General features: G+C 65.0%; 16 protein-coding genes and 1 pseudogene. 7 read left to right on the plus strand and 10 right to left on the minus strand.

Annotated features, from left to right (window positions below):
- The first annotated feature begins 62 nt into the window (after positions 1 to 62).
- The 6 genes from betI to selO all read left to right on the plus strand — a co-directional run bounded on the left by betI (position 63) and on the right by selO (position 11,064).
- The gene (gene betI, locus G7007_RS13120) at positions 63 to 728 is read left to right on the plus strand and encodes a transcriptional regulator BetI (RefSeq protein ID WP_258198569.1); all 666 of its coding nucleotides are present in this window, start codon (positions 63 to 65) and stop codon (positions 726 to 728) included.
- A 30-nt stretch (positions 729 to 758) separates the two neighbouring features.
- Entirely contained in the window at positions 759 to 2,231 is a 1,473-nt protein-coding gene (gene betB, locus G7007_RS13125; protein WP_181102362.1) for a betaine-aldehyde dehydrogenase, read from the plus strand.
- Between the two features lie 152 nt (positions 2,232 to 2,383).
- On the plus strand, positions 2,384 to 4,081 hold the full coding sequence (gene betA / locus G7007_RS13130) for a choline dehydrogenase (protein WP_181102364.1): 1,698 nt from the start codon (positions 2,384 to 2,386) through the stop codon (positions 4,079 to 4,081).
- A 309-nt stretch (positions 4,082 to 4,390) separates the two neighbouring features.
- A complete protein-coding gene (locus G7007_RS13135) occupies positions 4,391 to 6,133 on the plus strand; it encodes a potassium/proton antiporter (protein ID WP_181102366.1) in 1,743 nt (580 codons plus the stop codon).
- Positions 6,134 to 6,168: 35 nt separating this feature from the next.
- A complete protein-coding gene (gene mscK / locus G7007_RS13140) occupies positions 6,169 to 9,483 on the plus strand; it encodes a mechanosensitive channel MscK (protein WP_181102368.1) in 3,315 nt (1,104 codons plus the stop codon).
- 120 nt (positions 9,484 to 9,603) lie between these two features.
- A complete protein-coding gene (gene selO / locus G7007_RS13145; protein WP_181102370.1) occupies positions 9,604 to 11,064 on the plus strand; it encodes a protein adenylyltransferase SelO in 1,461 nt (486 codons plus the stop codon).
- Positions 11,065 to 11,088: 24 nt separating this feature from the next.
- Here selO and G7007_RS22220 read toward each other — a convergent pair.
- Both G7007_RS22220 and G7007_RS13150 read right to left on the minus strand, forming a co-directional pair.
- Positions 11,089 to 11,372: pseudogene (locus tag G7007_RS22220) on the minus strand (helix-turn-helix domain-containing protein).
- Positions 11,362 to 12,315 carry a LysR family transcriptional regulator gene (locus G7007_RS13150; RefSeq protein ID WP_181102372.1) on the minus strand — a complete coding sequence of 318 codons (954 nt, stop codon included), beginning with the start codon at positions 12,313 to 12,315 and terminating at the stop codon, positions 11,362 to 11,364. Before G7007_RS13150 ends, G7007_RS22220 begins: the two are co-directional and overlap by 11 nt.
- Positions 12,316 to 12,433: 118 nt before the next feature.
- Here G7007_RS13150 and G7007_RS13155 point away from each other — a divergent pair, with 118 nt between their 5' ends.
- The gene (locus G7007_RS13155) at positions 12,434 to 13,687 is read left to right on the plus strand and encodes an MFS transporter (protein ID WP_375139494.1); all 1,254 of its coding nucleotides are present in this window, start codon (positions 12,434 to 12,436) and stop codon (positions 13,685 to 13,687) included.
- 356 nt (positions 13,688 to 14,043) lie between these two features.
- Here the strand turns inward: G7007_RS13155 and G7007_RS13160 are convergent, their stop codons facing one another.
- The 8 genes from G7007_RS13160 to G7007_RS13195 all read right to left on the minus strand — a co-directional run.
- Positions 14,044 to 14,391 (minus strand): YgiW/YdeI family stress tolerance OB fold protein, encoded by a 348-nt coding sequence (locus tag G7007_RS13160; protein WP_181102376.1) that lies wholly within the window; start codon positions 14,389 to 14,391, stop codon positions 14,044 to 14,046.
- 110 nt (positions 14,392 to 14,501) lie between these two features.
- Positions 14,502 to 15,566: a uroporphyrinogen decarboxylase gene (gene hemE, locus G7007_RS13165; RefSeq protein ID WP_181102377.1), complete on the minus strand. Its 1,065-nt coding sequence runs from the start codon at positions 15,564 to 15,566 to the stop codon at positions 14,502 to 14,504.
- A gap of 275 nt (positions 15,567 to 15,841) precedes the next feature.
- The gene (locus G7007_RS13170; RefSeq protein WP_181102378.1) at positions 15,842 to 17,260 is read right to left on the minus strand and encodes an FAD-dependent oxidoreductase; all 1,419 of its coding nucleotides are present in this window, start codon (positions 17,258 to 17,260) and stop codon (positions 15,842 to 15,844) included.
- 121 nt (positions 17,261 to 17,381) lie between these two features.
- The gene (gltB, locus tag G7007_RS13175) at positions 17,382 to 21,827 is read right to left on the minus strand and encodes a glutamate synthase large subunit (protein WP_181102379.1); all 4,446 of its coding nucleotides are present in this window, start codon (positions 21,825 to 21,827) and stop codon (positions 17,382 to 17,384) included.
- A 374-nt stretch (positions 21,828 to 22,201) separates the two neighbouring features.
- The gene (locus G7007_RS13180; protein ID WP_181102380.1) at positions 22,202 to 23,806 is read right to left on the minus strand and encodes an AAA family ATPase; all 1,605 of its coding nucleotides are present in this window, start codon (positions 23,804 to 23,806) and stop codon (positions 22,202 to 22,204) included.
- On the minus strand, positions 23,806 to 24,918 hold the full coding sequence (gene aroB, locus G7007_RS13185) for a 3-dehydroquinate synthase (RefSeq protein ID WP_181102381.1): 1,113 nt from the start codon (positions 24,916 to 24,918) through the stop codon (positions 23,806 to 23,808). The genes G7007_RS13180 and aroB overlap by 1 nt, the downstream gene beginning before the upstream one ends.
- 90 nt (positions 24,919 to 25,008) lie before the next feature.
- The gene (aroK, locus tag G7007_RS13190) at positions 25,009 to 25,527 is read right to left on the minus strand and encodes a shikimate kinase AroK (RefSeq protein ID WP_181102382.1); all 519 of its coding nucleotides are present in this window, start codon (positions 25,525 to 25,527) and stop codon (positions 25,009 to 25,011) included.
- Between the two features lie 4 nt (positions 25,528 to 25,531).
- Positions 25,532 to 26,347, minus strand: an 816-nt coding sequence (locus tag G7007_RS13195) for a secretin N-terminal domain-containing protein (protein ID WP_308852298.1), incomplete at its 5' end; no start/stop codon positions are given.

Here is a 26,347-nt window from a genome sequence, read left to right on the forward strand (position 1 = left end):
AGACTGGTCTTCGTCGAGATAGCGGCTTGCCGCCCGCTCGCAGGCCTGAGGAGAAGTACGAGATGCCCAAGGTCGGTATGCAATCCATTCGTCGTCAGCAATTGATCGACGCCACCTTGATGGCGGTGGATCAGGTCGGCATGGGAGATGCCAGCATTGCGTTGATCGCCCGCCTGGCCGGCGTGTCGAACGGCATCATCAGTCACTACTTTCGGGACAAGAACGGCCTGATCGAAGCGACCATGCGCCACATCCTGAGCATGCTCAACGAGGGCGTCGCGCAGCGGCGTCGGGCCCTGACGGACGACAGCCCGCGCGCGCACCTGAAGGTGATCATCGAAGGCAACTTCGACGCCAGCCAGGTCAACGGACCGGCCATGAAGACCTGGCTGGCCTTCTGGGCCTCGAGCATGCACCAGCCGACCTTGCATCGGCTGCAGCGCGTCAACGACCACCGCTTGTACTCGAACCTGTGCTGCCAGTTCCGCCGTGTGCTGCCCCTGGATCAGGCACGTGTCGCAGCCCGCGGCCTGGCAGCGCTGATCGACGGCTTGTGGCTGCGCGGTGCGCTGTCGGGCGACTCGTTCGACACCGATCAGGCAGTACGCATCGCTTATCAATACATGGATCTACAACTGGCTACCCAGCAGGACTCGGGGCAAACGACCCTAGCGGCTGGAGCACCGCGCGACGTGAACGCCACATGGGCGTGCGCGCGACGCGGCTAGTCATCACCCCATTGCACTTGCGAGGACACTATGGCCCGTTTCGGAACGCAAAAACTCTACATCGACGGCGGTTACGTCGACGCCAGCACCGATGCCACCTTCGAAGCCATCAACCCGGCCACGGGCGAAGTGCTCGCCCACGTGCAGCGGGCCAACGAAGCTGACGTCGAGCGTGCGGTCGAAAGCGCCGAGCGCGGCCAGAAGGTCTGGGCGGCAATGACCGCCATGCAGCGTTCGCGCATCCTGCGCCGGGCCGTCGACCTCCTGCGCGAGCGCAACGACGAGCTGGCCCTGCTGGAAACCCTCGACACCGGCAAGTCCTACTCGGAAACCCGCTACGTCGACATCGTCACCGGCGCCGATGTGCTCGAGTACTACGCAGGCCTGGTGCCGGCCATCGAAGGCGAGCAGATCCCCCTGCGTGACAGCTCGTTCGTCTACACCCGCCGCGAGCCGCTGGGCGTGACCGCCGGCATTGGTGCCTGGAACTACCCGATCCAGATCGCCCTGTGGAAGTCCGCACCGGCCCTGGCCGCCGGCAACGCGATGATCTTCAAGCCGAGCGAAGTCACCTCGCTGACCACCCTCAAGCTGGCCGAGATCTATACCGAAGCCGGCCTGCCGGCTGGCGTGTTCAACGTCCTGACCGGTAGCGGTCGCGACGTGGGCGGCCTGCTGACCGAGCACCCGCGCATCGAGAAGATCTCCTTCACCGGCGGCACCACCACCGGCAAGAAGGTCATGGCCAGCGCCTCGAGCTCCTCGCTCAAGGAAGTCACCATGGAACTGGGCGGCAAGTCGCCGCTGATCGTCTGTGCAGACGCCGACCTGGATCGCGCCGCCGACATCGCGATGATGGCCAACTTCTACAGCTCCGGTCAGGTCTGCACCAACGGCACCCGCGTGTTCGTACCGGCGTCGCTCAAGGAGGCCTTCGAGGCCAAGATCCTCGAACGCGTGGCGCGGATCCGCGTCGGCAACCCGGAGGACGAGAACACCAACTTCGGCCCGCTGGTCAGCTTCGCCCACATGGAAAGCGTGCTGGGCTACATCGCCAAGGGCAAGGAGCAAGGGGCCCGCCTGCTGTGCGGCGGCGAGCGTCTGCAAGAGGGCGACCTGGCCAAGGGCGCGTTCGTGGCGCCGACCGTGTTCACCGACTGCCGCGACGACATGACCATCGTCCAGGAAGAGATCTTCGGCCCGGTCATGAGCATCCTCAGCTACGAGACCGAAGACGAAGTCATCCGCCGCGCCAACGACACCGACTACGGCCTGGCCGCCGGTGTCTGCACCCAGGATCTGAGCCGCGCCCACCGCATCATCCACAAGCTCGAAGCGGGCATCTGCTGGATCAACGCCTGGGGCGAATCGCCGGCCGAAATGCCGGTCGGTGGCTACAAGCAGTCCGGTGTCGGCCGCGAGAACGGCATCAGCTCCCTGGCCCAGTACACCCGCATCAAGTCGGTGCAGGTCGAGCTGGGCGACTACGCGTCGGTGTTCTGAGCGATCGCTGCCTGCGGCTAGCTACAAGCTGCAAGCCAGGGTTGGCGGCCTTCTCGCCGACCCTGACGGCCCCATTCATTCGCGAGTGTCGCGCAGCTGCCTTGCTTGCAGCTCGACGCTGGACACTTGCCGCTCCCTTTCGGAGAAACGTCATGGAATATGATTACATCATCGTCGGTGCCGGCTCGGCCGGTAACACCCTCGCCACGCGCTTGACCGAAGACGCCGGTACCACCGTGCTGCTGCTCGAGGCAGGCGGCCCGGACTACCGCTTCGACTTCCGCACACAGATGCCGGCCGCCCTGGCCTTCCCGCTGCAGGGTCGCCGCTACAACTGGGCCTACGAGACCGATCCCGAGCCGCACATGGACAACCGCCGCATGGAGTGTGGTCGCGGCAAGGGCCTGGGTGGCTCGTCGCTGATCAACGGCATGTGCTACATCCGCGGCAACGCCATGGACTTCGACGGCTGGGCCAAGCTGCCAGGCCTGGAAGACTGGACCTACCTCGACTGCCTGCCGTACTTCCGCAAGGCCGAGACCCGCGACATCGGCCCGAACGACTACCACGGTGGCGACGGTCCGCTCAGCGTGACCACGCCCAAGGCCGGCAACAACCCGTTGTTCAACGCCATGGTCGAAGCCGGTGTGCAGGCGGGCTACCCCCGTACCGACGACCTCAACGGCTACCAGCAGGAAGGTTTCGGGCCGATGGACCGTTCGGTGACCAAGAACGGCCGCCGCTCCAGCACCGCGCGCGGTTACCTGGACCAGGCCAAGAAGCGTCCGAACCTGACCATCGTCACGCACGCGTTGAGCGACCGCGTCCTGTTCGACGGCAAGCGTGCCATCGGTGTGTCCTACCTGGTCGGCGACAGCGAAGAACGCATCGAGGCCCGCGCCCGCAAGGAAGTGATCGTCAGCTCCGGCGCCATCGCTTCGCCGCAGTTGCTGCAACGCTCCGGCGTCGGTCCACGTGCACTGCTCGAAAGCCTCGACATCCCGGTCGTGCACGACCTGCCGGGTGTGGGCGAGAACCTGCAGGACCACCTCGAGCTGTACCTGCAGTACGCCTGCACCCAGCCGGTGTCGCTGTACCCGTCGCTGCTGTGGTGGAACCAGCCGGCCATTGGCGCCGAATGGCTGTTCAACGGCACCGGCATCGGCGCCAGCAACCAGTTCGAGGCAGGCGGGTTCATTCGCAGCCGTCCTGAATTCGAATGGCCGAACATCCAGTACCACTTCCTGCCCGTGGCCATCAACTACAACGGCAGCAAGGGCGTCCAGGAGCATGGCTTCCAGGCGCACATGGGCTCGATGCGCTCGCCGAGCCGCGGTCGCGTGCACGTCAAGTCCAAAGACCCGCGCCAGCACCCGAGCATCCTGTTCAACTACATGGCCACCGAGCAGGACTGGCAGGAATTCCGCGACGGTATTCGTCTGACCCGCGAGATCATGGCCCAGCCGGCGCTCGACCAGTACCGCGGTCGCGAGATCAGCCCGGGTGAGCACGTGCAGACGGACGAAGAACTGGACAAGTTCATCCGCGAACATGCCGAAACCGCCTATCACCCGTCCTGCTCGTGCAAGATGGGCGATGCCGACGACGACATGGCCGTGGTCGACGGCCAGGGCCGCGTGCATGGCATGCAGGGCCTGCGCGTGGTGGATGCCTCGATCATGCCGATCATCATCACCGGCAACCTCAACGCGACCACCATCATGATCGCCGAGAAGATCGCCGACCGCATTCGCAACCGCGCACCGCTGCCCCGCAGCACGGCCAAGTACTACGTGGCCGACGGCGCACCGGTGAAGGGCAAGGCGATGCGCGAGGTCGCGCAGGGCTGAGCACGCCTGTGGATCGAGGGCGCTAGCAGGCGCCTCGATCCGTCTTGCCGGCCAGATGCCGCACCCCTCTACAAGACTTCGGCAGCCTGCATGAAGTCTTGTAGGCTGGCTTACCAGCGACAACGGCCGATCGGCCAACCCCGGCCTTCGCCAACACGCGATGACGCCTGCCTTTCTTGCAGCTTGCCCCCTGCAGCTCGTTGCCCCCGCCCCTTACACCTCATCAATTCATCAGGTTAGAATCGATTGGTACACGACCTGCTTGTCAATCAGGTCTTTCCCGTCAACACCTGCACGGAGTACCTGCATTTGGATGCGAGCACCATCAACAGCCTGTTCTTGATCGGCGCTTTGCTGGTGAGTGCAAGTATCCTGGTCAGCTCCCTGTCGTCGCGACTGGGCATCCCGATCCTGGTGATCATCCTGGCGGTCGGCATGGTCGCCGGCGTGGACGGTGGCGGCATCATCTTCAACAACTATTCGACCGCCTACCTGGTGGGCAACCTGGCGCTGGCGGTGATCCTGCTCGACGGCGGCCTGCGTACTCGGGTGGCGAGCTTTCGCGTGGCCTTGTGGCCGGCGTTGTCGCTGGCCACGGTCGGGGTGCTCATCACCACCGGCCTGACCGGCATGGCGGCGGCCTGGCTGTTCGACCTCAGCCTGATCCAGGGCCTGCTGATCGGCGCCATCGTCGGCTCCACCGATGCCGCTGCGGTCTTTTCGCTGCTCGGCGGCAAGGGCCTCAACGAACGGGTCACGGCGACCCTGGAGATCGAATCGGGCAGCAACGACCCGATGGCGGTATTCCTGACCGTGACCCTGATCGAGATGATCGCCAGCCACCAGACCGGCCTGCACTGGAGCCTGCTGACGCACCTGATCCGCGAATTCGGGATCGGCGGCCTGCTGGGTCTGGGCGGTGGCTGGCTGATGCTGCAACTGGTCAACCGCATTCACCTGGGCAGCGCCCTGTATCCGATCCTGGTGATCGCCGGCGGCCTGGTCGTGTTCGCGCTGACCAATGCCCTGCACGGCAGCGGCTTCCTGGCCGTCTACCTGTGCGGGCTGGTGCTGGGCAACCGCCCCATCCGCAGCCGCCACGGTATCCTGCACATGCTCGACGGCATGGCCTGGCTGGCGCAGATCGGCATGTTCCTGGTCCTCGGCCTGCTGGTCACGCCTCACGACCTGTTGCCCATCGCCCTGCCGGCACTGGGCCTGGCGTTGTGGATGATCCTCTTCGCCCGCCCGCTCTCGGTGGCGGTCGCGCTGCTGCCGTTCAAGGCCTTCCATGGCCGCGAGAAAGGGTTCATCTCCTGGGTCGGGCTGCGGGGCGCGGTGCCGATCATCCTGGCGGTCTTCCCGTTGATGGCCGGGTTGCCGGATGCCCAGCTGTTCTTCAACCTGGCCTTCTTCATCGTGCTGGTGTCGTTGCTGGTGCAGGGCACCAGCCTGCCGTGGATGGCCAAGCTGCTCAAGGTGACCGTACCGCCGGACCCGGCGCCGATCTCGCGCTCGGCGCTGGAAGTGAACATCACCAGCGAGTGGGAACTGTTCGTCTACCGGCTGGGTGCCGAAAAATGGTGCATCGGTGCGGCGTTGCGCGAACTGAAGATGCCTGAGGGTACCCGCATCGCGGCGCTGTTCCGTGGCGAGCAATTGCTGCACCCCTCGGGCAGCACGGTGCTGCAGGTCGACGACCTGCTGTGCGTGATCGGTCATGAACATCACCTGCCGGCACTGGGCAAGCTGTTCAGCAAGCCCCCTCAACGTGGGCAGGACCTGCGCTTCTTCGGCGACTTCGTGCTCGAAGGCGATGCCGAGCTGGCCGCCGTGGCGGCGCTGTACGGCCTCCAACTCGACGCCCAGGATCCACAGATGCCCTTGGCGCAGTTCATCCGACAGAAGGTCGGGGGCGCGCCCGTGGTGGGCGACCAGATCGAATGGGCCGGCACGTTGTGGACCGTGGCCGCCATGGAGGGGAACAAGATCCTCAAGGTGGGCGTCAAATTCCCCGAAGGCGCTCGACCGACCCCCGGTCTGTTCCTCTAGAATCCCTCTCCGCCCCGCTCTGCAAGATCCTGACTATGTCCCTGCGCGCAGTTCTCCGCGCAGCCCTCCTGGGGCTGTGCGTTTCCCTTCCGGCCGTCGGCCTGACCGCCGAGGCGCTCACCGCCCAAGGCGTCCAGGGCAGCCTGGACAAGATCGCCGAGCGCAAGCTGCCTGAGGCCGACCAGAAGGCCTTGCAGCAGGTGCTCGAACAGACCCTGACGCTGCTGGCCAACCAGCAGGACAGCGAGGACAAGCTCGCCGCACTCAAACAGCAGCTCGACCAGGCCCCCAGCGAGATCCGTGACAGCCAGCAGGCGCTGATCAAGCTCAAGCAGAGCCCGAACGTGGCAGTGGCCGAGCGCTACGCCAACGCCAGCGTGCCCCAGCTCGAACAGATGCTGGCCGAGCGCAGCACCCAGCAGGGCGATCTGCAGAAAGCGCTGTCGGAAGCCAACAGCCTGATCATCAACTCGCAGACCCGCCCCGAGCGCGCCCAGGCCGAGATCAGCAGCAACCAGACCCGCGTCCAGCAGATCAACAGCAGCCTCAAGTCGGGCAAGGACAACGGCAAGGCGCTCAACGCCGACCAGCGCAACCAGCTCAATGCCGAGCTGGCCTCGCTCAATGCCCTGACCTTGCTGCGCCGCCAGGAGCTGGCCGGCAACAGCCTGCTGCAAGACCTGGGCAACGCCCGGCACGACCTGCTGATCGAGCGCGCCACGCGCCTGGAGCAGGAAATCCAGGACTTGCAGTCACTGATCAATGCCAAGCGCCTGGCGCAGTCGCAACAGACCGTCACCCAACAGTCGATCGAAGCGCAGAAGGCCGGCGGCAGTACACTGCTGGCCACTGAAAGCGCCGCCAACCTGCGCCTGTCCGACTACCTGCTCAAGAGCACCGACCGCCTCAACGAGCTGACCCAACAGAACCTGCAGACCAAGCAGCAACTGGACGTGCTGACCCAGGCCGACCAGGCGCTCGACGAACAGATCAACGTGCTCAAGGGCAGCCTGTTGCTGTCGAAGATCCTCTACAAGCAGAAGCAGGCACTGCCGCACCTCAAGCTCGACCGCGACCTGGCCGACCAGATCGCCGACATCCGCCTGTACCAGTTCGAGGTCAACCAGCAACGTGAGCAGATGAGCACGCCCGGCAGCTACGTCGAGCGCCTGCTGACCGGGCAACCGGAAGAAGAGGTCACGCCGGCCCTGCGCAAGGCACTGCTGGAGGTCGCCATCACCCGCAGCGACCTGCTCGAACGGCTGAACCGCGAACTCAGTGCCTTGCTCAACGAGTCGATCACCCTGCAGCTGAACCAGAAGCAGTTGCTCAGTACGGCCCAGGGGCTGCGCACCACCCTCGACGAGCAGATGTTCTGGATCCCCAGCAATAAACCGCTGGACTGGGAATGGCTGCGCTACGTGCCGGAACGCTTCGTCGACCAAGTCGCCAGCCTGCCGTGGGCGTCCGGGTTCAAGGAGCTGTCAGACGGCCTGACCCAGCGACCGCTGCTGTTCCTGCCGCTGCTGGTGCTGATCGCGGCGCTGCTGTGGCGGCGTACCTACCTGTACGAACGCCTGAACGCCGTGCACCAGGACATCGGTCACTTCAAGCGCGATAGCCAGTGGCATACGCCCCAGGCGATCCTGATCAACATCCTGCTGGCACTGCCCGTCGCGCTCGGCCTGGCCTTGTGCGGCTATGCCCTGCAGATCGACGCGCGCGGACAGAACGCCAACCTGGGCGCGGCGCTCTGGCAACTGGCCCAGGCCTGGCTGGTGTTCTACACCGCCTACCGTATCCTCTCGCCAGGTGGCGTGGCCGAGGTGCATTTCCGCTGGTACAAGCCCCAGGTCGAATTCCTGCGCGGCTGGGTACGCCGGCTGGGCACGGTGGTGCTGGCCCTGGTCGGCGTCGTGGCGGTGGCCGAACACCAGCCGTCGGCGCTGGCCGAGGACGTGCTGGGCATCGGCGTGGTGCTGGCCTGCTACGCGCTGATGGCCTGGCTGCTCAGCCGCCTGCTGCTCAGCAGCCCGGCGCACCGTGACGCCTCGCTGTTCCGCAAGGCCGTGGGCGTCGCCTTCACGGCGTTGCCGATCGCGCTGTTCGTGGCGGTGTGCTTCGGCTACTACTACACCGCGCTCAAGCTGACCGACCGGCTCATCTACACGCTCTACCTGCTGCTGTTCTGGCTGGTCATCGAAGCCGCCTTCGTGCGTGGCCTGGGCGTGGCGGCGCGGCGCCTGGCCTACCAGCGCGCCCTGAGCAAGCGCCAGGCGGCCAAGGACAGCCAGGAAGGCGAGATCATCAGCGAAGAGCCCAAGCTGGACATCGAGCAGGTCAACCAGCAGTCGCTGCGCCTGATCCGCCTGGCCCTGCTGGGCGGCTTCATCGGGGGCCTGTACTGGGTCTGGTCGGACCTGATCACGGTGTTCTCCTACCTCAACAACATCACGCTCTACGAGTACACCAGCGGCACCGGCGCGACCGCCAGCATGGTGCCGATCAGCCTGGGCGACCTGCTCAGCGCGATGGTCATCGTCGGCATCACTTTCGCCCTGGCCGGCAACCTGCCCGGCCTGCTCGAAGTGCTGGTGCTGTCGCGGCTCAACCTGGCCCAGGGCAGCGCCTACGCCACCACCACCCTGCTGTCCTACGCCATCGCCGGCATCGGCTTCGTCAGCACCCTGTCGACCCTCGGCCTGAGCTGGGACAAGCTGCAATGGCTGGTGGCGGCCTTGTCCCTGGGCCTGGGTTTCGGCATGCAGGAGATCTTCGCCAACTTCATCTCCGGGATCATGATCCTGTTCGAACGCCCGGCGCGCATCGGCGACACCATCACCATCGGCAACCTGTCGGGCACGGTCAGCAAGATCCGCATCCGCGCCACCACCATCACCGATTTCGACCGCAAGGACATCATCGTCCCGAACAAGACCTTCATCACCGGGCAACTGATCAACTGGTCGCTGACCGACACCATCACCCGCGTCACGCTCAAGCTGGGCATCGACTACGGTTCGGACCTGGACCTGGTGCGCGACCTGCTGCTCAAGGGCGCCCACGAGAACCCACGCGTGCTCAAGGACCCCGAGCCTCTGGTGTACTTCCTCAACTTCGGCGAGAACGCCCTGGAGCACGAGCTGCGCATGCACGTGCGCGACCTGGGCGACCGCAACCCGACGCTCGACGAAATCAACCGCTACATCGACCGCGAGTTCCGCGCCCATGGCATCAAGATCTCGGTACGCCAGGTGGAGGTGTTCCTGATGGACACCCAAGGCACCCGGCAGCAGTTGATCGCACGGGGTGGCGACGTTGGTCAGATCGATGGCACCGGACCGGCCTGACCTCGGTCCATTGACCATGAACGCGCGGTGACATGACGCTGGGCGATACCGGGCAGGTGAGTGCGGGGGGCGTTGGGCTTGTCGCGGTGGCCGCCCTCGCACCCTCTAAGGAGCACTCCCTTGAAAACGCTCGATCAACTGACGTTCGACAACCGCTTCGCCCGCCTGGGCGATGCCTTCTCCACCCAGGTCCTGCCCGAGCCGATCGCCGAGCCGCGCCTGGTCGTGGCCAGCGAAGCGGCAATGGCGCTGCTCGACCTGGACCCCAGCGAGGCCGGTACGCCCCTGTTCGCCGAGCTGTTCAGCGGGCACAAGCTGTGGGAAGAGGCCGATCCGCGCGCGATGGTCTATTCCGGCCACCAGTTCGGTGGTTACACGCCGCGTCTGGGCGATGGCCGTGGGCTGCTGCTCGGCGAAGTGGTCAACGACGCAGGCGAGCACTGGGACCTGCACCTCAAGGGCGCCGGACCGACCCCCTATTCGCGCATGGGTGATGGACGCGCGGTCTTGCGCTCGTCGATTCGCGAATTCCTCGCCTCCGAGGCCTTGCACGCGCTGGGCATTCCCAGCAGCCGTGCCCTGTGCGTGGTCGGCTCGAGCACGACCGTGTGGCGCGAGACCGCTGAAACGGCGGCGATGGTGCTGCGCCTGGCCGAAAGCCACATCCGCTTCGGGCATTTCGAGTATTTCTACTACACCCGTCAGCCGGAACAGGCGCAGGCCCTGCTCGATCATGTGCTCCAGGCCCACTACCCCGAATGCCTGCAAGAGGAGCAGCCGTGCCTGGCAATGTTCCGCGCCATCGTCGAAGCCAACGCCGAGCTGATCGCCCGCTGGCAGGCCTACGGGTTCTGCCATGGGGTGATGAACACCGACAACATGTCGATCCTGGGCATCACCTTCGATTTCGGCCCATTTGCCTTCCTCGACGACTTCGACGCCAACTTCATCTGCAACCACTCCGACGACCGGGGTCGCTACAGCTACAGCAACCAGGTGCCGATCGCCCACTGGAACCTCAGCGCCCTGGCCCAGGCCCTCACGCCCTTCGTCGAGGTCGAGGCGCTGAAGCAGGCGCTGGAGCTGTTCCTGCCGCTGTACCAGACCCATTACCTGGACCTGATGCGCCGTCGACTGGGTTTCACGGTCGCCGAGCCGGACGACATGGAACTGGTCGAGCGGCTGCTGCAGCTGATGCAGAAAGGCGCCGTGGACTACCACCTGTTCTTCCGCCAGCTGGGCGACCAACCTGTGGCCGAAGCCCTGCGCGTGGTGCGCGACGACTTCGTCGACTTGGCCGGTTTCGACCAGTGGGGCGAGGCTTACCTGGCCCGCTGCGCCCGTGAGCCGGACAACGCGAGCGGCCGCCGTGCGCGCATGCATGCGGTGAACCCGCTGTACGTGCTGCGCAACTACCTGGCCCAACAGGCCATCGAAGCGGCCGAGGCGGGGGACTACACCGAGGTGCGTCGGTTGCACCATGTGCTGAGTAAGCCTTTCGAAGAGCAACTTGGGATGCAGGCCTATGCCGAGCGGCCGCCGACGTGGGGCAAGCACCTGGAGATCAGTTGTTCGTCGTGACGCTCCGTACGGTGCGCTCAACGGTCATGCACTGGCCAGCAGAGAAGCGTACGGTATCCGCAAGCCGTCGTGCAGACGCTTGATCATGGACAAGCTGAGGCCGCGTATTTCGTGCAGGGCTGCGTAGACGCGGTGGCTTGGGTCTGGGGGTCGATCGGATAGTGCTGGCGCTCATACGCTTCGATCGAGGTGACCAAGCGCTGCATTTCGTCAGCGTCTGGCGTACCTGCCTCGGCTTGGAAAATCGCTTCGAGGCGCTGAAAAGCTGCCTGCAGGTCATCCTCCGTGCGGATCGGTTTACTCTGCATCGACTGTCGCCCTGTCTGTTCCGTCGTAGCGCTTGGACGCATTGCCAGCTTCCTCGATCTTCTCTCCTCCTGCGAGCAACTCCACGAATGCATTGGCCATGGCAGACAAGGCGCCCTGACGTCGCACCAGCCAGACAGCACTCATGGCACCTTCGTCGGTCAGCGTCCGGTAGACCACACCTTCGATGCGCATGCGCTGGTAGGACGCCGGTAGCACCGACACGCCCAAGCCTGCAGCGACCAGCCCGATGATCGTCATCACTTCCCCGGCTTCCTGAGCGATGCGCGGCGTGAATCCAGCCTGGCGGGCCAGGCTCAGCAACTGGGCGTACAGCCCGCTGCCATAACTGCGAGGAAAGAACACGAAAGGCTCCTCGGCCAGTGCCGTCATCGAGAGCCCCTCCTCGCTCGCAGCCAGGGGATGAGTCGCATTGAGCACGGCGATCAAGGGCTCATGGAACAGCGGCGTGACGATCAATCCCTCCGGCAACGGCATCGGTCGCATCAACCCGATATCGAGCGTGGCGTCGAATATCCCGTCCGCCACCTCACGGCTGCTCATCTCCTTGAGATCCAGGTGCACAGCCGGAAATCGTTGCCGGAACGTACGCAGCGCCTTTGGAATACGGGACGTAAAGGGCGCCGAAGAGGTGAAGCCGATCTTCAACTCGCCCAGTTCGCCTTGCTGGGCCCGACGCGCGACATCGGCCGCCCGTTCGACTTGCGCCAGCACTTGCCGTGCCTCCTCCAGGAACAGCCGCCCGGCCTCGCTCAACTCGACCCGTCTGTTGTTGCGATCGAACAAGCGGGCACCGACCTCCTGTTCCAGGGCCTGAATCTGCTGACTCAGTGGCGGCTGGGAAATGCCCAGTTGCTGCGCGGCGCGACCGAAATGCAGTTCCTCGGCGACCGCGATGAAATACCGCAGATGACGCAATTCCATGTCGACCTCACTAAGTCGTCAAACCTATCAAATAGGTCGAACAATATATTGGATCTAATCATTAGCCAGCTATATGATTTTTCCTGTCGCTCATTGGCTCATGCCCGAGGTGTTCGTCGTGAAAGCCGCTGCCGTTCCCTTGCCTGCCCATGCCGCTCCGTTCACGTCCGAGCCGCGCACCGAGGTGTGGATCGAGAAAGGCACACCGGCCTTCCTGCGCACGGTGCTGGCACTGTTCAGTGGTGGGTTTGCCACGTTCGCGCTGCTGTACTGCGTGCAGCCGATGATGCCGCTGCTGTCGCAGGAATTCTCGATCAATGCGGCGCAGAGCAGCCTGGTGCTGTCGGTCTCCACGGCAATGCTGGCGATCGGTCTCTTGGTGACCGGGCCGATTTCCGACCGTATCGGGCGCAAGCCGGTGATGCTCTTCGCCCTGGTGTGCGCTGCCATGGCGACGGTGGCCAGTGCGCTGATGCCGACCTGGGAGAGCGTGCTGGTCACGCGTGCGCTGGTCGGCCTGTCGTTGAGCGGGCTGGCAGCCGTGGCCATGACCTACCTCAGTGAAGAGATTCATCCGAGCCATATCGGCCTGGCCATGGGGCTGTACATCGGGGGCAATGCCATCGGCGGCATGAGCGGACGCCTGATCGCGGGCGTGCTGATCGACTTCGTCAGCTGGCACACCGCGATGCTGATCATCGGCGGGCTCGGCCTGATCGCGGCGGCGGTGTTCTGGAAGGTGCTGCCCGAGTCGCGCAACTTCCGCCCCCAGCCGCTGCGCCCTCGGGGCCTGCTCGAAGGGTTCACGATGCACTTCAAGGACGCCGGGCTGCCCTGGCTGTTTCTCGAGGCGTTCCTGCTGATGGGTGCGTTCGTCACCCTGTTCAATTACATCGGTTATCGTCTGTTGGCCGAGCCCTATCACTTGGACCAGGCCTGGGTCGGGCTGCTGTCGGTGGTGTACCTGTCGGGCATCTACAGCTCGGCGCAAGTGGGCGCCCTGGCCGACCGGCTGGGCCGACGCAAGGTGTTCTGGGCCAGTATCCTGGTGATGGGCGGGGGCATGCTGATCACCCTGGCCAGCCCGCTGCCGCTGATCATCGTCGGCATGCTGGTGTTCACCTTCGGCTTCTTCGGTGCGCATTCGGTCGCCAGCAGCTGGATCGGCCGTCGTGCGCTGAAGGCCAAGGGGCAGGCCTCTTCCCTGTACCTGTTCAGCTACTACGCGGGGTCGAGCGTGGCCGGTACGGCAGGGGGAATGTTCTGGCACTGGGGCGGCTGGGGCGGGGTCGGGTTGTTCATCGGCGGCCTGCTGAGCGTGGCCTTGCTGGTGGCCTTGCACCTGAGTCGGCTGGCGCCGAAGACGGCCTGATGCTGGCGGGGCTTCGGTCTGGTGAACGAGGCTAGACCGTAGAGGCTTCATCGCTGGCAAGCCAGCTCACCGGGTGTGGGAGCAACAGTCTTTTCTACTTGGTACATGCCCGACCGCATGGGCCGATGTGTGGGCTTACCCGCGACGCAGGCGGCGCCTGACAGGGCCCTATCGCTGGCAAGCCAGCTCCCACCCAGATCTCTGCAGCCGTCGGTCTGGGCATGGCTGCGCAAGCAGCGTGTGGGAGCGGGCTTGCCCGCGATGAAGCCCCCACGTTCGAAGCAGGCCCTCGCAGGTTTCGAGGCCGGCGGGGCAAGGAACGATGGCGTCATCCCTCCTTGCCGCATCCCGCCTGTTCAGTTGACGAGCTCGACCGTATCCACATCCACTTCGCGGTTGACCAGGTGCTTCTCCACCTCGCCGGTCAGCTTGACCTGGGTCTTGTCGTTGAACGGGGTCGCTGGCAGGTCTTCATCGTCGATCTCAACGGTGATGGTGCCCGTGTTGTCCTTGAACTCGTACTTGTCGTCGTTGTTGATCTTCTTGGTCACGAAGCCTTGTAGCACGACCGGCGTGTCGTCGGCCGCGTCCTTGGCGGCGGCCACGGTGGTCACGGGCTGAGCGCCAGGCCCCGTATAACCGGCCGCCAGGACAGCGGTGCTGAAGAGAGGCGCGAGCAGCAGTGGGAGGTAACGTGCTTTCATGGTGCGAATCCTGTCTGGGTGGGAATGGGGCCAGCTTACCCAGACAGGCTGAAACCAAGCTTAATCCGCTCTGCCGCGGGTGCTACACCGACAGCGCATGCGAGACCGACTCAGGCGTGGTAAGGCGCGGACAGTTCGTGCACCGCTTCGATGAACGCCCCGGCATGTGCCGGATCGACTTCCGGTGTGATGCCATGGCCGAGGTTGAAGACATGGCCCGTGCCGCGACCATAACTGGCCAGGATACGGCCCACTTCCTGACGGATGGCCTCGGGCTTGGCGTACAGCACGGTCGGGTCCATGTTCCCTTGCAGAGCGACCCGCTCGCCCACCCGGCGACGGGCTTCGCCGATGTCGCAGGTCCAGTCCAGGCCCAGGGCGTCGGCACCGGCGTCGGCGATGCTTTCGAGCCACAGGCCGCCGTTCTTGGTGAACAGGATCACGGGCACCTTGCGGCCTTCACGCTCGCGGATTAAGCCGCTGACGATCTTGCGCATGTAGGCCAGCGAGAACTCCTGGTACGCCGCCGACGACAGGTTGCCACCCCAGGTGTCGAAGATCTGCACTGCCTGGGCGCCGGCTTCGATCTGCCCGTTGAGGTACTGGGTGACCGACTGCGCCAGCTTGTCCAGCAGCAGGTGCATGGCCTGCGGATCGTCGTACAGCATGGCCTTGGTCTTGCGGAAATCCTTCGACGAGCCGCCTTCGACCATATAGGTCGCCAGCGTCCAGGGGCTGCCGGAGAACCCGATCAGCGGCACGCGGCCATTGAGTGCCTGGCGAATGGTGCTGACCGCGTCCATGACGTAGCCCAGGTCCTGGTGCGCATCCGGCACCGGCAGCGCCTCGATGTCGGCCCGGGTGTTGATGACCTTGCGAAAGCGCGGCCCTTCGCCGGTCTCGAAGTACAGCCCCTGGCCCATGGCATCGGGGATGGTGAGGATGTCGGAGAACAGGATCGCGGCATCCAGCGGGTAGCGGTCCAGCGGCTGCAGGGTGACCTCGCAGGCGAACTGCGGGTTCTTGCACAGGCTCATGAAGTCACCGGCCTTGGCGCGGCTGGCGCGGTATTCGGGCAGGTAGCGGCCGGCCTGGCGCATCATCCAGACAGGGGTCACGTCCACGGGTTGCTTGAGCAGCGCGCGCAGGAAACGGTCGTTCTTCAGGGCAGTCATGTCGGCATCCGGGAAAAGAGTGAGGCCATTTTCTCAGACACACGGCAAAAAGGCACGGCGAACGCCGTGAGGGCGGTTGGTTCAACGAATTGGAGGGGTGGCCGTAAGCTACAAGCTACAAGCTACAAGCTACAAGCTACAAGCTACAAGCTACAAGCTACAAGCTACAAGCTACAAGCTACAAGCTACAAGCGGAGACCGCGGTGTTGGGGGGAGCGTTCATTGCTGCCCCTACACGGTCAGCTTACAGCTTGTAGCTTGCCACTTGCCGCTTCTCAAACCTCCAGGTAGTCCAGAATCCCCTCGGCCGCCGTGCGCCCTTCGAAGATGGCCGTGACCACCAGGTCGGACCCGCGCACCATGTCGCCGCCGGCGAAGATCTTCGGGTGGCTGGTCTGGTGCTTGAAGCGGTTCTGCTCGGGGGCGATGACACGACCCTGGCTGTCGGTACGGATGTCGAACTGCTCGAACCAAGACGCCGGGCTGGGCCGGAAGCCGAAGGCGATGACCACGGCGTCGGCCGGCAGGATCTGCTCGGAGCCTGGGATCGGCTCGGGGCTGCGGCGGCCACGGGCGTCCGGCTCGCCGAGACGGGTCTCGACCACCTTCACGCCTTCGACCCGGTCCTCGCCGACGATGGCGATCGGCTGGCGGTTGTAGAGGAACTTCACGCCCTCTTCCTTGGCGTTCTTCACCTCCTTGCGCGAACCCGGCATGTTCGCCTCGTCACGGCGGTAGGCACAGGTGACGGACTTGGCGCCCTGGCGGATCGAGGTGCGGTTGCAGTCCATCGCCGTGTCGCCACCGCCCAGCACCACCACGGTCTTGCCCTGCATGTCGACGAAGTCTTCCGGCGCCTTCTCGAAGCCCAGGTTGCGGTTGACGTTGGCGACCAGGAAGTCCAGCGCATCGTGCACGCCAGGCAGGTCCTCACCGGGGAAGCCGCCTTTCATGTAGGTGTAGGTGCCCATGCCCATGAACACCGCATCGTACTCGGCGAGCAACTGCTCCAGGGTGACGTCCTTGCCGATCTCGGTGTTCAGGCGGAACTCGATGCCCATGCCGGTGAACACCTCGCGGCGCTTGCTCAGCACGGTCTTCTCCAGCTTGAACTCGGGAATGCCGAAGGTCAGCAGCCCCCCGATCTCCGGGTTGCGGTCGAACACCACCGGGGTCACACCGGCGCGCACCAGCACGTCGGCACAGCCCAGCCCCGCAGGACCGGCACCGATGATGGCGACGCGCTTGCCGGTCGGCTTGACCTTGGACATGTCCGGGCGCCAGCCCATGGCGAACGCGGTGTCGGTGATGTACTTCTCCACCGAGCCGATGGTGACCGCGCCGAAGCCGTCGTTCAGGGTGCAGGCACCTTCGCAGAGGCGGTCCTGCGGGCAGACCCGGCCGCAGACTTCCGGCAGGGTGTTGGTCTGGTGCGACAGCTCGGCCGCCGCCAGGATGTTGCCCTCGGACACCAGCTTGAGCCAGTTGGGAATGAAGTTGTGCACCGGGCACTTCCATTCGCAGTACGGGTTGCCACAGCCCAGGCAGCGGTGCGCCTGTTCGGTGGTCTGCTGCGGCTTGAAGGGTTCGTAGATCTCGACGAACTCTTTCTTGCGCTGGCGCAGCAGCTTCTTCTTGGGATCCTTGCGCCCTACTTCGATGAACTGGAAGTCATTGCTCAGACGTTCAGCCATTTTCAAAACCTCTTGACAGCAGCGGCGAGCTTCACGCTTCAAGCCGCAAGTCGATCACGTAAGCCGGTGAGCGCCCGGCTGCCATCGCTTGCAGCCAGGGTGCTCACTACTTGCAGCTGTGTTATTGCGGGTTGGCGCGGGTGCTGGAGAGCAGGTGCTTGAGGTTGGCCGCCTTGGGCTTGACCAGCCAGAAGCGCCGCACGTAGTCCTCCAGGTTCTCCGAGAGCTCACGCCCCCACTCGCTGCCGGTCTCTTGAACGTATTCGGCCAGGACACGCGCCAGGTGCGTACGGTAGGCTTCCATCGCCTCGCCACTGATGCGCTGGATCTCCACCAGCTCATGGTTGAGCTTGTCGACGAAGGTGTTGTCCTGGTCGAGCACGTAGGCGAAACCGCCAGTCATGCCAGAGCCGAAGTTGTAACCGGTCTTGCCCAGGACGCAGACGAAGCCACCGGTCATGTATTCACAGCAGTGATCGCCCGTGCCTTCCACCACCGCATGGGCGCCGGAGTTGCGCACACCGAAACGCTCGCCCGCGGTACCGGCGGCGAACAGCCGCCCACCGGTGGCACCGTACAGGCAGGTGTTGCCGATGATGGCGCTGTGCTGCGTCTCGAAGGGGCTGCCCGCCGGCGGCACGATGGTCAGCTTGCCACCGGTCATGCCCTTGCCGACGTAGTCGTTGGCATCGCCTTCCAGGTGCAGGTGCAAGCCGCCGGCGTTCCAGACACCGAAGCTCTGCCCGGCCGTGCCCTTGAAGCGGAAGGTGATCGGCGCGGCGGCCATGCCCTGGTTGCCATGCAGACGCGCGATCTCACCGGACACCCGCGCGCCGATCGAGCGGTCGCAATTGCAGATGGCCAGGTCGAAGCAGCCACCGGCCATGTCACGCACGGCTGGCAGGGCCAGGGCGACCATCTGCTCGGCCAGTTCACCCTTGTCGAACGGTGGGTTGTTCTCGACCTGGCAGAACTGCGGCTTGTCGGCCGGCACGTGGCTGCTGCCCAGCAACGGGCTGAGGTCCAGGTGATGCTGACGCTCGGTGTCGCCTGGCAGCACGTCCAGCAGGTCGGTACGCCCGATCAGCTCGCCCAGGCTGCGCACGCCCAGGCGCGCCAGCCACTCGCGGGTCTCCTCGGCGACGAAGGTGAAGAAGTTCACCACCATGTCGACGGTGCCGATGTAGTGATCCTTGCGCAGCTTGTCGTTCTGCGTGGCCACGCCGGTGGCGCAGTTGTTCAGGTGGCAGATGCGCAGGTACTTGCAGCCCAGGGCGATCATCGGCGCGGTGCCGAAGCCGAAGCTCTCGGCGCCGAGAATGGCCGCCTTGATCACGTCCAGGCCGGTCTTCAGGCCGCCATCGGTCTGCACCCGCACCTTGCCGCGCAGGTCGTTGCCGCGCAGGGTCTGGTGCGTTTCGGCCAGGCCCAGCTCCCAGGGCGCACCGGCGTACTTGATTGAGGTCAGCGGGGACGCCCCGGTCCCGCCGTCATAGCCGGAGATGGTGATGAGGTCGGCGTAGGCCTTGGCCACACCGGCGGCGATGGTGCCGACGCCGGCCTCGGCGACCAGCTTGACCGACACCAGCGCCTGCGGATTGACCTGCTTGAGGTCGTAGATCAGCTGAGCCAGGTCTTCGATCGAATAGATGTCGTGGTGCGGCGGCGGCGAAATCAAGGTCACGCCAGGCACCGCATAGCGCAGCTTGGCGATCAGGCCGTTGACCTTGCCGCCTGGCAGCTGGCCGCCCTCGCCGGGCTTGGCGCCCTGGGCCACCTTGATCTGCAGCACTTCGGCATTGACCAGGTATTCCGGGGTGACACCGAACCGGCCCGTGGCCACCTGCTTGATCTTGGAGCTGCGGACAGTGCCGTAGCGCGCCGGGTCCTCACCGCCTTCACCGGAGTTGGAGCGTGCGCCCAGGCGGTTCATCGCCTCGGCCAAGGCCTCATGCGCCTCGGGCGACAAGGCGCCGAGGGAGATACCGGCGGAGTCGAAACGCTTGAGGATCTCGCTCAGCGGCTCGACCTGTTCCAGCGCGATCGGCTGCTCGGCGACCTTGACCTTGAGCAGGTCACGGATCATCGACACCGGACGCTGATCGACCAGTGCGGTGTATTCCTTGAACTTGACGTAGTCGCCCTGCTGCACGGCGGCTTGCAAGGTGTTGACCACGTCCGGGTTGTAGGCGTGGTACTCGCCGCCGTGGACGAACTTCAGCAGCCCACCCTGCTGGATCGGCTTGCGTGCGCTCCAGGCTTCGGCGGCCAGCAGCTTCTGGTCACCTTCCAGGTCGACGAAGCGTGCGCCCTTGATCCGGCTCGGCACGCCCTTGAAGCTCAGGCCGACCACGTCGTCCGACAGGCCGATCGCTTCGAACAGCTGGGCGCCGCGGTAGGAGGCGATGGTCGAGATACCCATCTTCGACAGGATCTTGAGCAGGCCCTTGGAGATGCCCTTGCGGTAGTACTTGAACACCTCGTCCAGGTCACCCAGCACTTCCCCGGTACGGATCAGGTCGGCCAGCACTTCGTAGGCCAGGTACGGGTAGACCGCCGAGGCACCAAAGCCGATCAGCACGGCGAAGTGGTGCGGATCGCGCGCCGTGGCGGTCTCTACCAGGATGTTGCTGTCGCAGCGCAGGCCCTGCTCGGTCAGGCGGTGGTGCACCGCGCCGACGGCCAGCGAGGCATGGACCGGCAGCTTGCCCGGTGCGATGGCACGGTCGCTGAGCACCAGTTGGGTCTTGCCGCCACGGACCGCTTCTTCGGCCTGATCGGCGATGTTGCGGATGGCCGCTTCGAGGCCGATGCTTTCTTCGTAGTTGAGGTCGATCAGCTCGCGCTCGAACCCGTCGCGCTCCAGCGCCATCAGCGAGCGCCACTTGGCCGGGGACACCACGGGCGAGCTGAGGATCACCCGTGAGGCATGCTCGGGGGATTCCTGGAAGATGTTGCGCTCGGCACCCAGGCAGATCTCCAGCGACATGACGATCGCTTCGCGCAGCGGGTCGATCGGCGGGTTGGTGACCTGGGCGAACTGCTGACGGAAATAGTCGAACGGCGAACGCACACGCCGCGACAGGATCGCCATGGGCGTGTCGTCGCCCATCGAGCCGACCGCTTCCTGGCCCTGCTCGCCCAACGGGCGCAGTACCTGGTCGCGTTCTTCGAAGGTGACCTGGAACATCTTCATGTACTGCTTGAGCTGATCGACGTCGTAGCTGGCCACGCCGGGGTCATCGCTCAGGTTGGCCTGGATGCGCAGGGCATGCTGACGCAACCAGCGCTTGTACGGATGACGCGATTTGAGGCGGTTGTCGATCGCATCGGTGTCGAGAATCTGCCCAGTCTCGGTGTCGACGGCGAAGATCTGGCCTGGGCCGACACGCCCCTTGGCCACGACGTCCTCGGGCTTGTAGTCCCATACGCCGATCTCGGAGGCCAGGGTGATGTAGCCGTTGGTGGTAGTGACCCAGCGCGCCGGGCGCAAGCCGTTGCGGTCGAGCAGGCACACTGCGTGGCGACCTTCGGTCATCACCACACCGGCCGGGCCGTCCCAGGGTTCCATGTGCATGGAGTTGTATTCGTAGAACGCGCGCAGGTCGGCGTCCATGGTCTCGACGTTCTGCCACGCCGGCGGAATGATCATGCGCACGCCGCGGAACAGGTCGATGCCACCGGTCACCATCAGCTCGAGCATGTTGTCCATGCTGGAGGAGTCGGACCCCACGCGGTTGACCAGCGGACCGAGTTCCTCGAGGTCCGGGATCAGGTCGTTGGCGAACTTGGCGCGCCGGGCCATGGCCCAGTTGCGGTTGCCGGTGATGGTGTTGATCTCGCCGTTGTGGGCGAGGAACCGGAACGGCTGCGCCAGCGGCCACTTGGGCAAGGTGTTGGTGGAGAAGCGCTGGTGGAACACGCAGATGGCGGTTTGCAGGCGCTCGTCACCCAGGTCCGGGAAGAAGGCGGCGAGGTCCGCCGGCATCATCAGCCCTTTGTAGATGATGGTCTTGTGCGAGAAGCTGCAGATGTAATGATCGGCATCGGCGGCGTTGGCCACCGAGGAGCGACGACGGGCGCTGAACAGCTTGATGGCGAAGTCCTGGTCGCTCAGCCCTTCCCCGCCGATGAACACCTGCTCGATCTGCGGCAGACGCTCGAGGGCCAGCTGGCCCAGCACGCGGGTGTCGATCGGCACCTTGCGCCAGCCCACCAGCTGCAGGCCGGCAGCCAGGATTTCACGGTCCATGTTGGCGCGGGCCGCCTCGGCCTTGGCCGCATCCTGATTGAAGAACACCATGCCCACGGCGTACTGCGCGGGCAGCTCGACACCGAACTGCTCGGTCGCCACGGCACGCAGGAAGGCATCGGGCTTCTGCATCAGCAGGCCACAACCGTCACCGGTCTTGCCATCGGCGTTGATCCCGCCACGGTGGGTCATGCACGTCAGGGCTTGCATGGCGGTTTGCAGCAAGTGGTGGCTCGGCGTGCCCGTCATGTGGGCAATCAGGCCGAAGCCGCAGTTATCCTTGAATTCTTCGGGACGATACAGACCTGTTTTCATAGACACATTCTCACCAGGTTCGCCTCTCAACCAAGGCAAATCTCTTTTTTAAACAAACACTTACCGCCCGCGCTGATCATTTGCCAGCTTTTTGTGCGAGGGTAATGGATGGGCATTGTGGCACAGCGGCGATCGCGCTCACAAACGATAGTGACGATCCACTTACGCTTTATGTCGCATTTTTGAATGCTTGTCGCGATTTTTATGTGCTATCGCTCATGAAAGCACGATCGCGGTAGGCAGCATGGGCTGTCTGCAGGGCTCATGGCCAACAGCCTGGGACAGACGCGCCTGCCGTGCAGGGCACGGCAGGCGCATTCGAGTCCGGAATCGCTCAGCTACGGGACGGCTGGGGTGGCGCCGTCCGGGCGGTATCAGCGGGAGGTCGACAGCTCTTGTTGGACGCTGGCGACGGTACGTGGCCAAGGTTTACCAGCCTGGACCTTGGCTGGCAAGGATTTGATGGCGGCAACCGCTGCATCGCGATTGGCGAAGCTACCGTAGGTCACCACGTACAGCGGCTTGCCCTGCAGGGTTTTCTTGAAGTAGCGGTACTCGCCACCTTGCGCCTTGACGAATGCCTGGGCCGAGGCTTCGGAGCTGGTCCCGAGAATCTGCAACACGTAGTTGCCCGACTTCTGCCCGGCGTACCAGCTGCTGCCAGCGCCGCCACTGGCGGGTTTTTCAGCAGGCTTGGCGGTGGCCACCTGAGTCGCTGGCGCGGCAGGCTTGGCCACAGGCGCTGCCGGCTTGGCCGGTTGGGTCGCAGGCTTGGGCGCCGGTGCCACGGCGGCCTGCTGGGCAGGCGCCGTGCTCTGGGGCTGTACCGGAGTAGGTGCAGGGCCTGCCGCCATGCCCTGGGGCGGCGCGGTGGTGGTCACGGTCGGCGGCGTGGAAGGCTGCGGCGCCGTGGTTCCGGCCGCAGTGCCCTCTTCGCCTTCGCCCATGCCAGCCGCTTCGGCCAGCGGCTCACGCACCACGGGCGACTGCCCGTTCATCGGCAGGGATTGCGACGACCCGGAGAACTCGATGGCCGGTTTGCCATTGTTGGACTGGACGGTGTTCGGCTGGCCCTGGCCCAGCGGCAACTGCGCCTGCTCGGCAGGCGCCTGGGCCGGCGTGTCGCTTTTCTTGGGCATCAAGACGGCGGCTGCGACAGCCACCACGACGACGGCGGACAGTGCCAGTACATGCTTCTTAGGCATAGGGAACCCCATGGCTGGTCGCTTGGCCGAACTTCGGCTGGCGATCATGGCTTCGATCAATGTATCCCGGGCGACTTGGTTGATGGTGCCAGGCCAACCGTCGGAATGTTCATGGATATCGACGATCTGCTCGCGCGTGAACACGTCGATGCCACGGCCGGCGCCTTCCAAGCGCTGCTCGAGGTACTCGCGGGTCTCGTCCTCGCTGTAGGGCTCGAGCTCGATGACATGGAACCGTTCCTGGCCCTCGCTGAGCTCGTCCAACCCCGCGATCAGCGAGGGCTCGCCGAACAGGAACACATGCGGGCGCGCCTCTGGCGTGCCTGCCGTCAATTCCAGCAACGCTTGGAGTGCCGACTCGTCGAGTTGTTCCGCGTCGTCCACCAGCAAGTAGACTTCCTGGCCGGTCAGGGCCAGTTGCACGACCTGGGCGAGAATGCTCTGCACCTCTGGTTGCGCGCCCGCCAATTGCTGGGCCACCTGCCCCAGAACACTGGCCGCGTCGCCGGCCTCACGCGCCGACACCACGATGCTGCGCACCGCCTGTTTGTTGGTGCTGGCCACCAGCGCCTGACGCAACAAGGTCTTGCCACTGCCCAGGGGCCCGGTGACCACCAGCAGCAACTGGCTGTAGCGCGCCAAGTGGTGGAGCTGGCCGAGCACCGGCTTGCGCTGCGCCGGGAAGAACTTGAAGCCCGGCACGCGCGCGGCGAACGGGTCATGGCTCAATTGATAGTGTTCGAGAAAGGCCTCATCGGCATGCAAACTGGTCATTACGCGGTCACACCCTCAACCTGAGCCACGATCGCGCGGTAATCCGCTGCCAGCGTGGCTTGAAGAATTTCTGTCGGATAGTCGTCGGTCACCACGGCCTGACCGAGCTGGCGCAGCAGCACCAGGCGCAAGCGGCCGTCGAGGACCTTCTTGTCGACCGCCATGTGTTCCATGAACTGGGCAGGCGTCATCTGTGCAGGTGGCACCACGGGCAGCCCTGCCGCCTGCATCAGGCGGATGCCGCGGTCGCGTGCCTCGCGGTCGATCCAGCCCAGGCGCATGGACATCTCCAGCGCCATGACGGTCCCGGCCGCCACGGCTTCGCCGTGCAACCAGACGCCATACCCCATGTGGGTCTCGATGGCATGGCCGAAGGTGTGCCCCAGGTTCAAGGTGGCACGCACCCCGGACTCGCGCTCGTCGGCGCCGACCACGGCGGCCTTCGCCGCGCAGGAACGGCGGATCGCCTCGGTCAGCGCCTGGGCGTCGAGCTGGCGCAGGGCCGTCATGTGCGCCTCGAGCCAGCCGAGGAACGGCTCGTCGCAGATCAACCCGTACTTGATGACTTCGGCCAGGCCCGCCGAGAGTTCGCGCGCGGGCAGGGTCGACAGGCTGGTGGTGTCGATCAGCACCGCCTGGGGCTGGTAGAACGCACCGATCATGTTCTTGCCCAGCGGGTGGTTGATGCCGGTCTTGCCGCCGACCGAGGAATCGACCTGTGACAACAGGGTGGTCGGCACCTGGATGAAGTCGACGCCGCGCTGATAACAGGCGGCCGCGAAGCCGGCCATGTCGCCGATGACGCCGCCCCCCAGTGCCACGACGGTGGTACGGCGGTCGTGCCGCGCACCGAGCAGGGCGTCGAAGATCAGCTGCAGGGTTTCCCAGTTCTTGAAGGCTTCGCCATCGGGCAGGACCACCGGCAGCACCGAGTAGGCGTCCAGGGTCCGGGTCAGGCGCTCGAGGTACAGGGGCGCGACGGTCTGGTTGGAGACGATCGCCACCTGGCGTCCGGCGATGTGTGGTGCCAGCAGCGCGGCCTGGTCCAGCAGGCCTTCGCCAATGTAGATCGGGTAGCTACGCTCGCCCAGGTCGACCTTTAGTGTCTGCATGTATCCCCACGATTGAACTGGGCGCGGCATCGTTCGCACGACCCGCGCACTGACGTCTGGTCTGTTTACCGGCCCGAGGATAGTACCGGCTTATCGGGGCGGCAACTTCTGCAAGCGCTCGAGGATGTCGAGCATCACCATGCGCGGTGGCCGCTCGTCGGTTTCCACGATGAGGTCGGCGATCTCACGGTAGAGCGGATCACGGATCTCCAGCAGGTTGCGCAGCGTGGCTTCGGGGTTGGCCGTGCGCAGCAGCGGGCGGTTGCGATCCCGCGCCGTGCGGCCTACCTGTTGCTCCACCGAGGCATGCAGGTAGATGACCCGTCCGCCTTCGTGCAGGGCGCGCCGGTTGGCCTCGCGCATCACCACGCCGCCGCCGGTGGCCACGACCTGACCGTCGAGCGCACACAGCTCGGCGATCATCGCCTCTTCACGGTCGCGGAAGCCAGGCTCGCCTTCCTTGTCGAAGATCCACGGGATGTTGGCGCCGGTGCGCTGCTCGATCTCCTTGTCGGAGTCCTTGAACGACAGGCGCAGCTCTTTGGCCAGCAGCCGCCCGATGGTGCTTTTGCCAGCACCCATGGGGCCTACAAGTATCAAATTTTGCACAGAATCAACGACTCACGACAATCGCCCGGTCATCCATGATACGCGGAGTCAGGAAGACCAGCAGCTCGGATTTTTTTTCTTGGACCGTTTCACGCCGGAACAGCCGCCCAACATACGGCAGATCGCCCAGAAATGGCACCTTGTCGACGACATTGTTTCGCACCGTGGAGTACACGCCGCCGATCACCACGGTCTGACCGTCGCCGACGCGCACCTTGGCGTTGACTTCGTTCTTGCGGATCGGCGGCACGTCGTTGCGCGCATTGATGTAGTCGGGCTCGTCCTTGGTCACACGGACCGCCATGACGACCCGGTCGTCGGGGGTGATCTGCGGCGTGACCTCGAGCGACAGTGAGGCTTCGCGAAACGACACCGACGTGGCGCCGCTGCCGCTGGTCTCCTGATAGGGAATCTCGGCGCCCTTGAGAATGCGCGCGGTCTCCTTGTCGGCCGTGAAAACCTTGGGCTGCGAGACGATCTCGCCGTGGCCGTTCTTCTCCATGGCGCTAAGCTCGAGATCGAGCAGCACATCGCCCCGCAGCAGGCCCAGCCCAAGCCCGGCCGTCGCCTGCTCGACCCCCAGGTCGACGAACAGCTCGCTGCCCAGCCTGACCTTCTCGCCATACAATGGCCCGCCCCAGCGCACCCCCAGCGCACGCTGAAAGTCCACGTCCGCCTCGACGATGCGGGCTTCGATCATCACCTGGCGCATCGGCACGTCCAGTTCGGCCACCAGGGCACGGATCTGCGCCAGGCGCTCGGCAGGTTGCGCCACCACCAGGGTGTTGGTGCGCTCGTCCACCCCCACGCCCCCTCGCCC

It is taken from the genome of Pseudomonas entomophila (genome assembly GCF_013523125.1).
In the GTDB taxonomy this organism is placed as follows: domain Bacteria; phylum Pseudomonadota; class Gammaproteobacteria; order Pseudomonadales; family Pseudomonadaceae; genus Aquipseudomonas; species Aquipseudomonas entomophila_B.

Coding starts and splice junctions, on each gene's coding strand:
- G7007_RS13170 (WP_181102378.1), bottom strand. CDS start 17,260: ATGGCTGAACGTCTGAGCAATGACTTCCAGTTCATCGAAGTAGGGCGC.
- G7007_RS13180 (WP_181102380.1), bottom strand. CDS start 23,806: ATGACCAGTTTGCATGCCGATGAGGCCTTTCTCGAACACTATCAATTG.
- gltB (WP_181102379.1), bottom strand. CDS start 21,827: ATGAAAACAGGTCTGTATCGTCCCGAAGAATTCAAGGATAACTGCGGC.
- G7007_RS13160 (WP_181102376.1), bottom strand. CDS start 14,391: ATGAAAGCACGTTACCTCCCACTGCTGCTCGCGCCTCTCTTCAGCACC.
- betA (WP_181102364.1), top strand. CDS start 2,384: ATGGAATATGATTACATCATCGTCGGTGCCGGCTCGGCCGGTAACACC.
- betB (WP_181102362.1), top strand. CDS start 759: ATGGCCCGTTTCGGAACGCAAAAACTCTACATCGACGGCGGTTACGTC.
- betI (WP_258198569.1), top strand. CDS start 63: ATGCCCAAGGTCGGTATGCAATCCATTCGTCGTCAGCAATTGATCGAC.
- mscK (WP_181102368.1), top strand. CDS start 6,169: ATGTCCCTGCGCGCAGTTCTCCGCGCAGCCCTCCTGGGGCTGTGCGTT.
- hemE (WP_181102377.1), bottom strand. CDS start 15,566: ATGACTGCCCTGAAGAACGACCGTTTCCTGCGCGCGCTGCTCAAGCAA.
- G7007_RS13150 (WP_181102372.1), bottom strand. CDS start 12,315: ATGGAATTGCGTCATCTGCGGTATTTCATCGCGGTCGCCGAGGAACTG.
- aroB (WP_181102381.1), bottom strand. CDS start 24,918: ATGCAGACACTAAAGGTCGACCTGGGCGAGCGTAGCTACCCGATCTAC.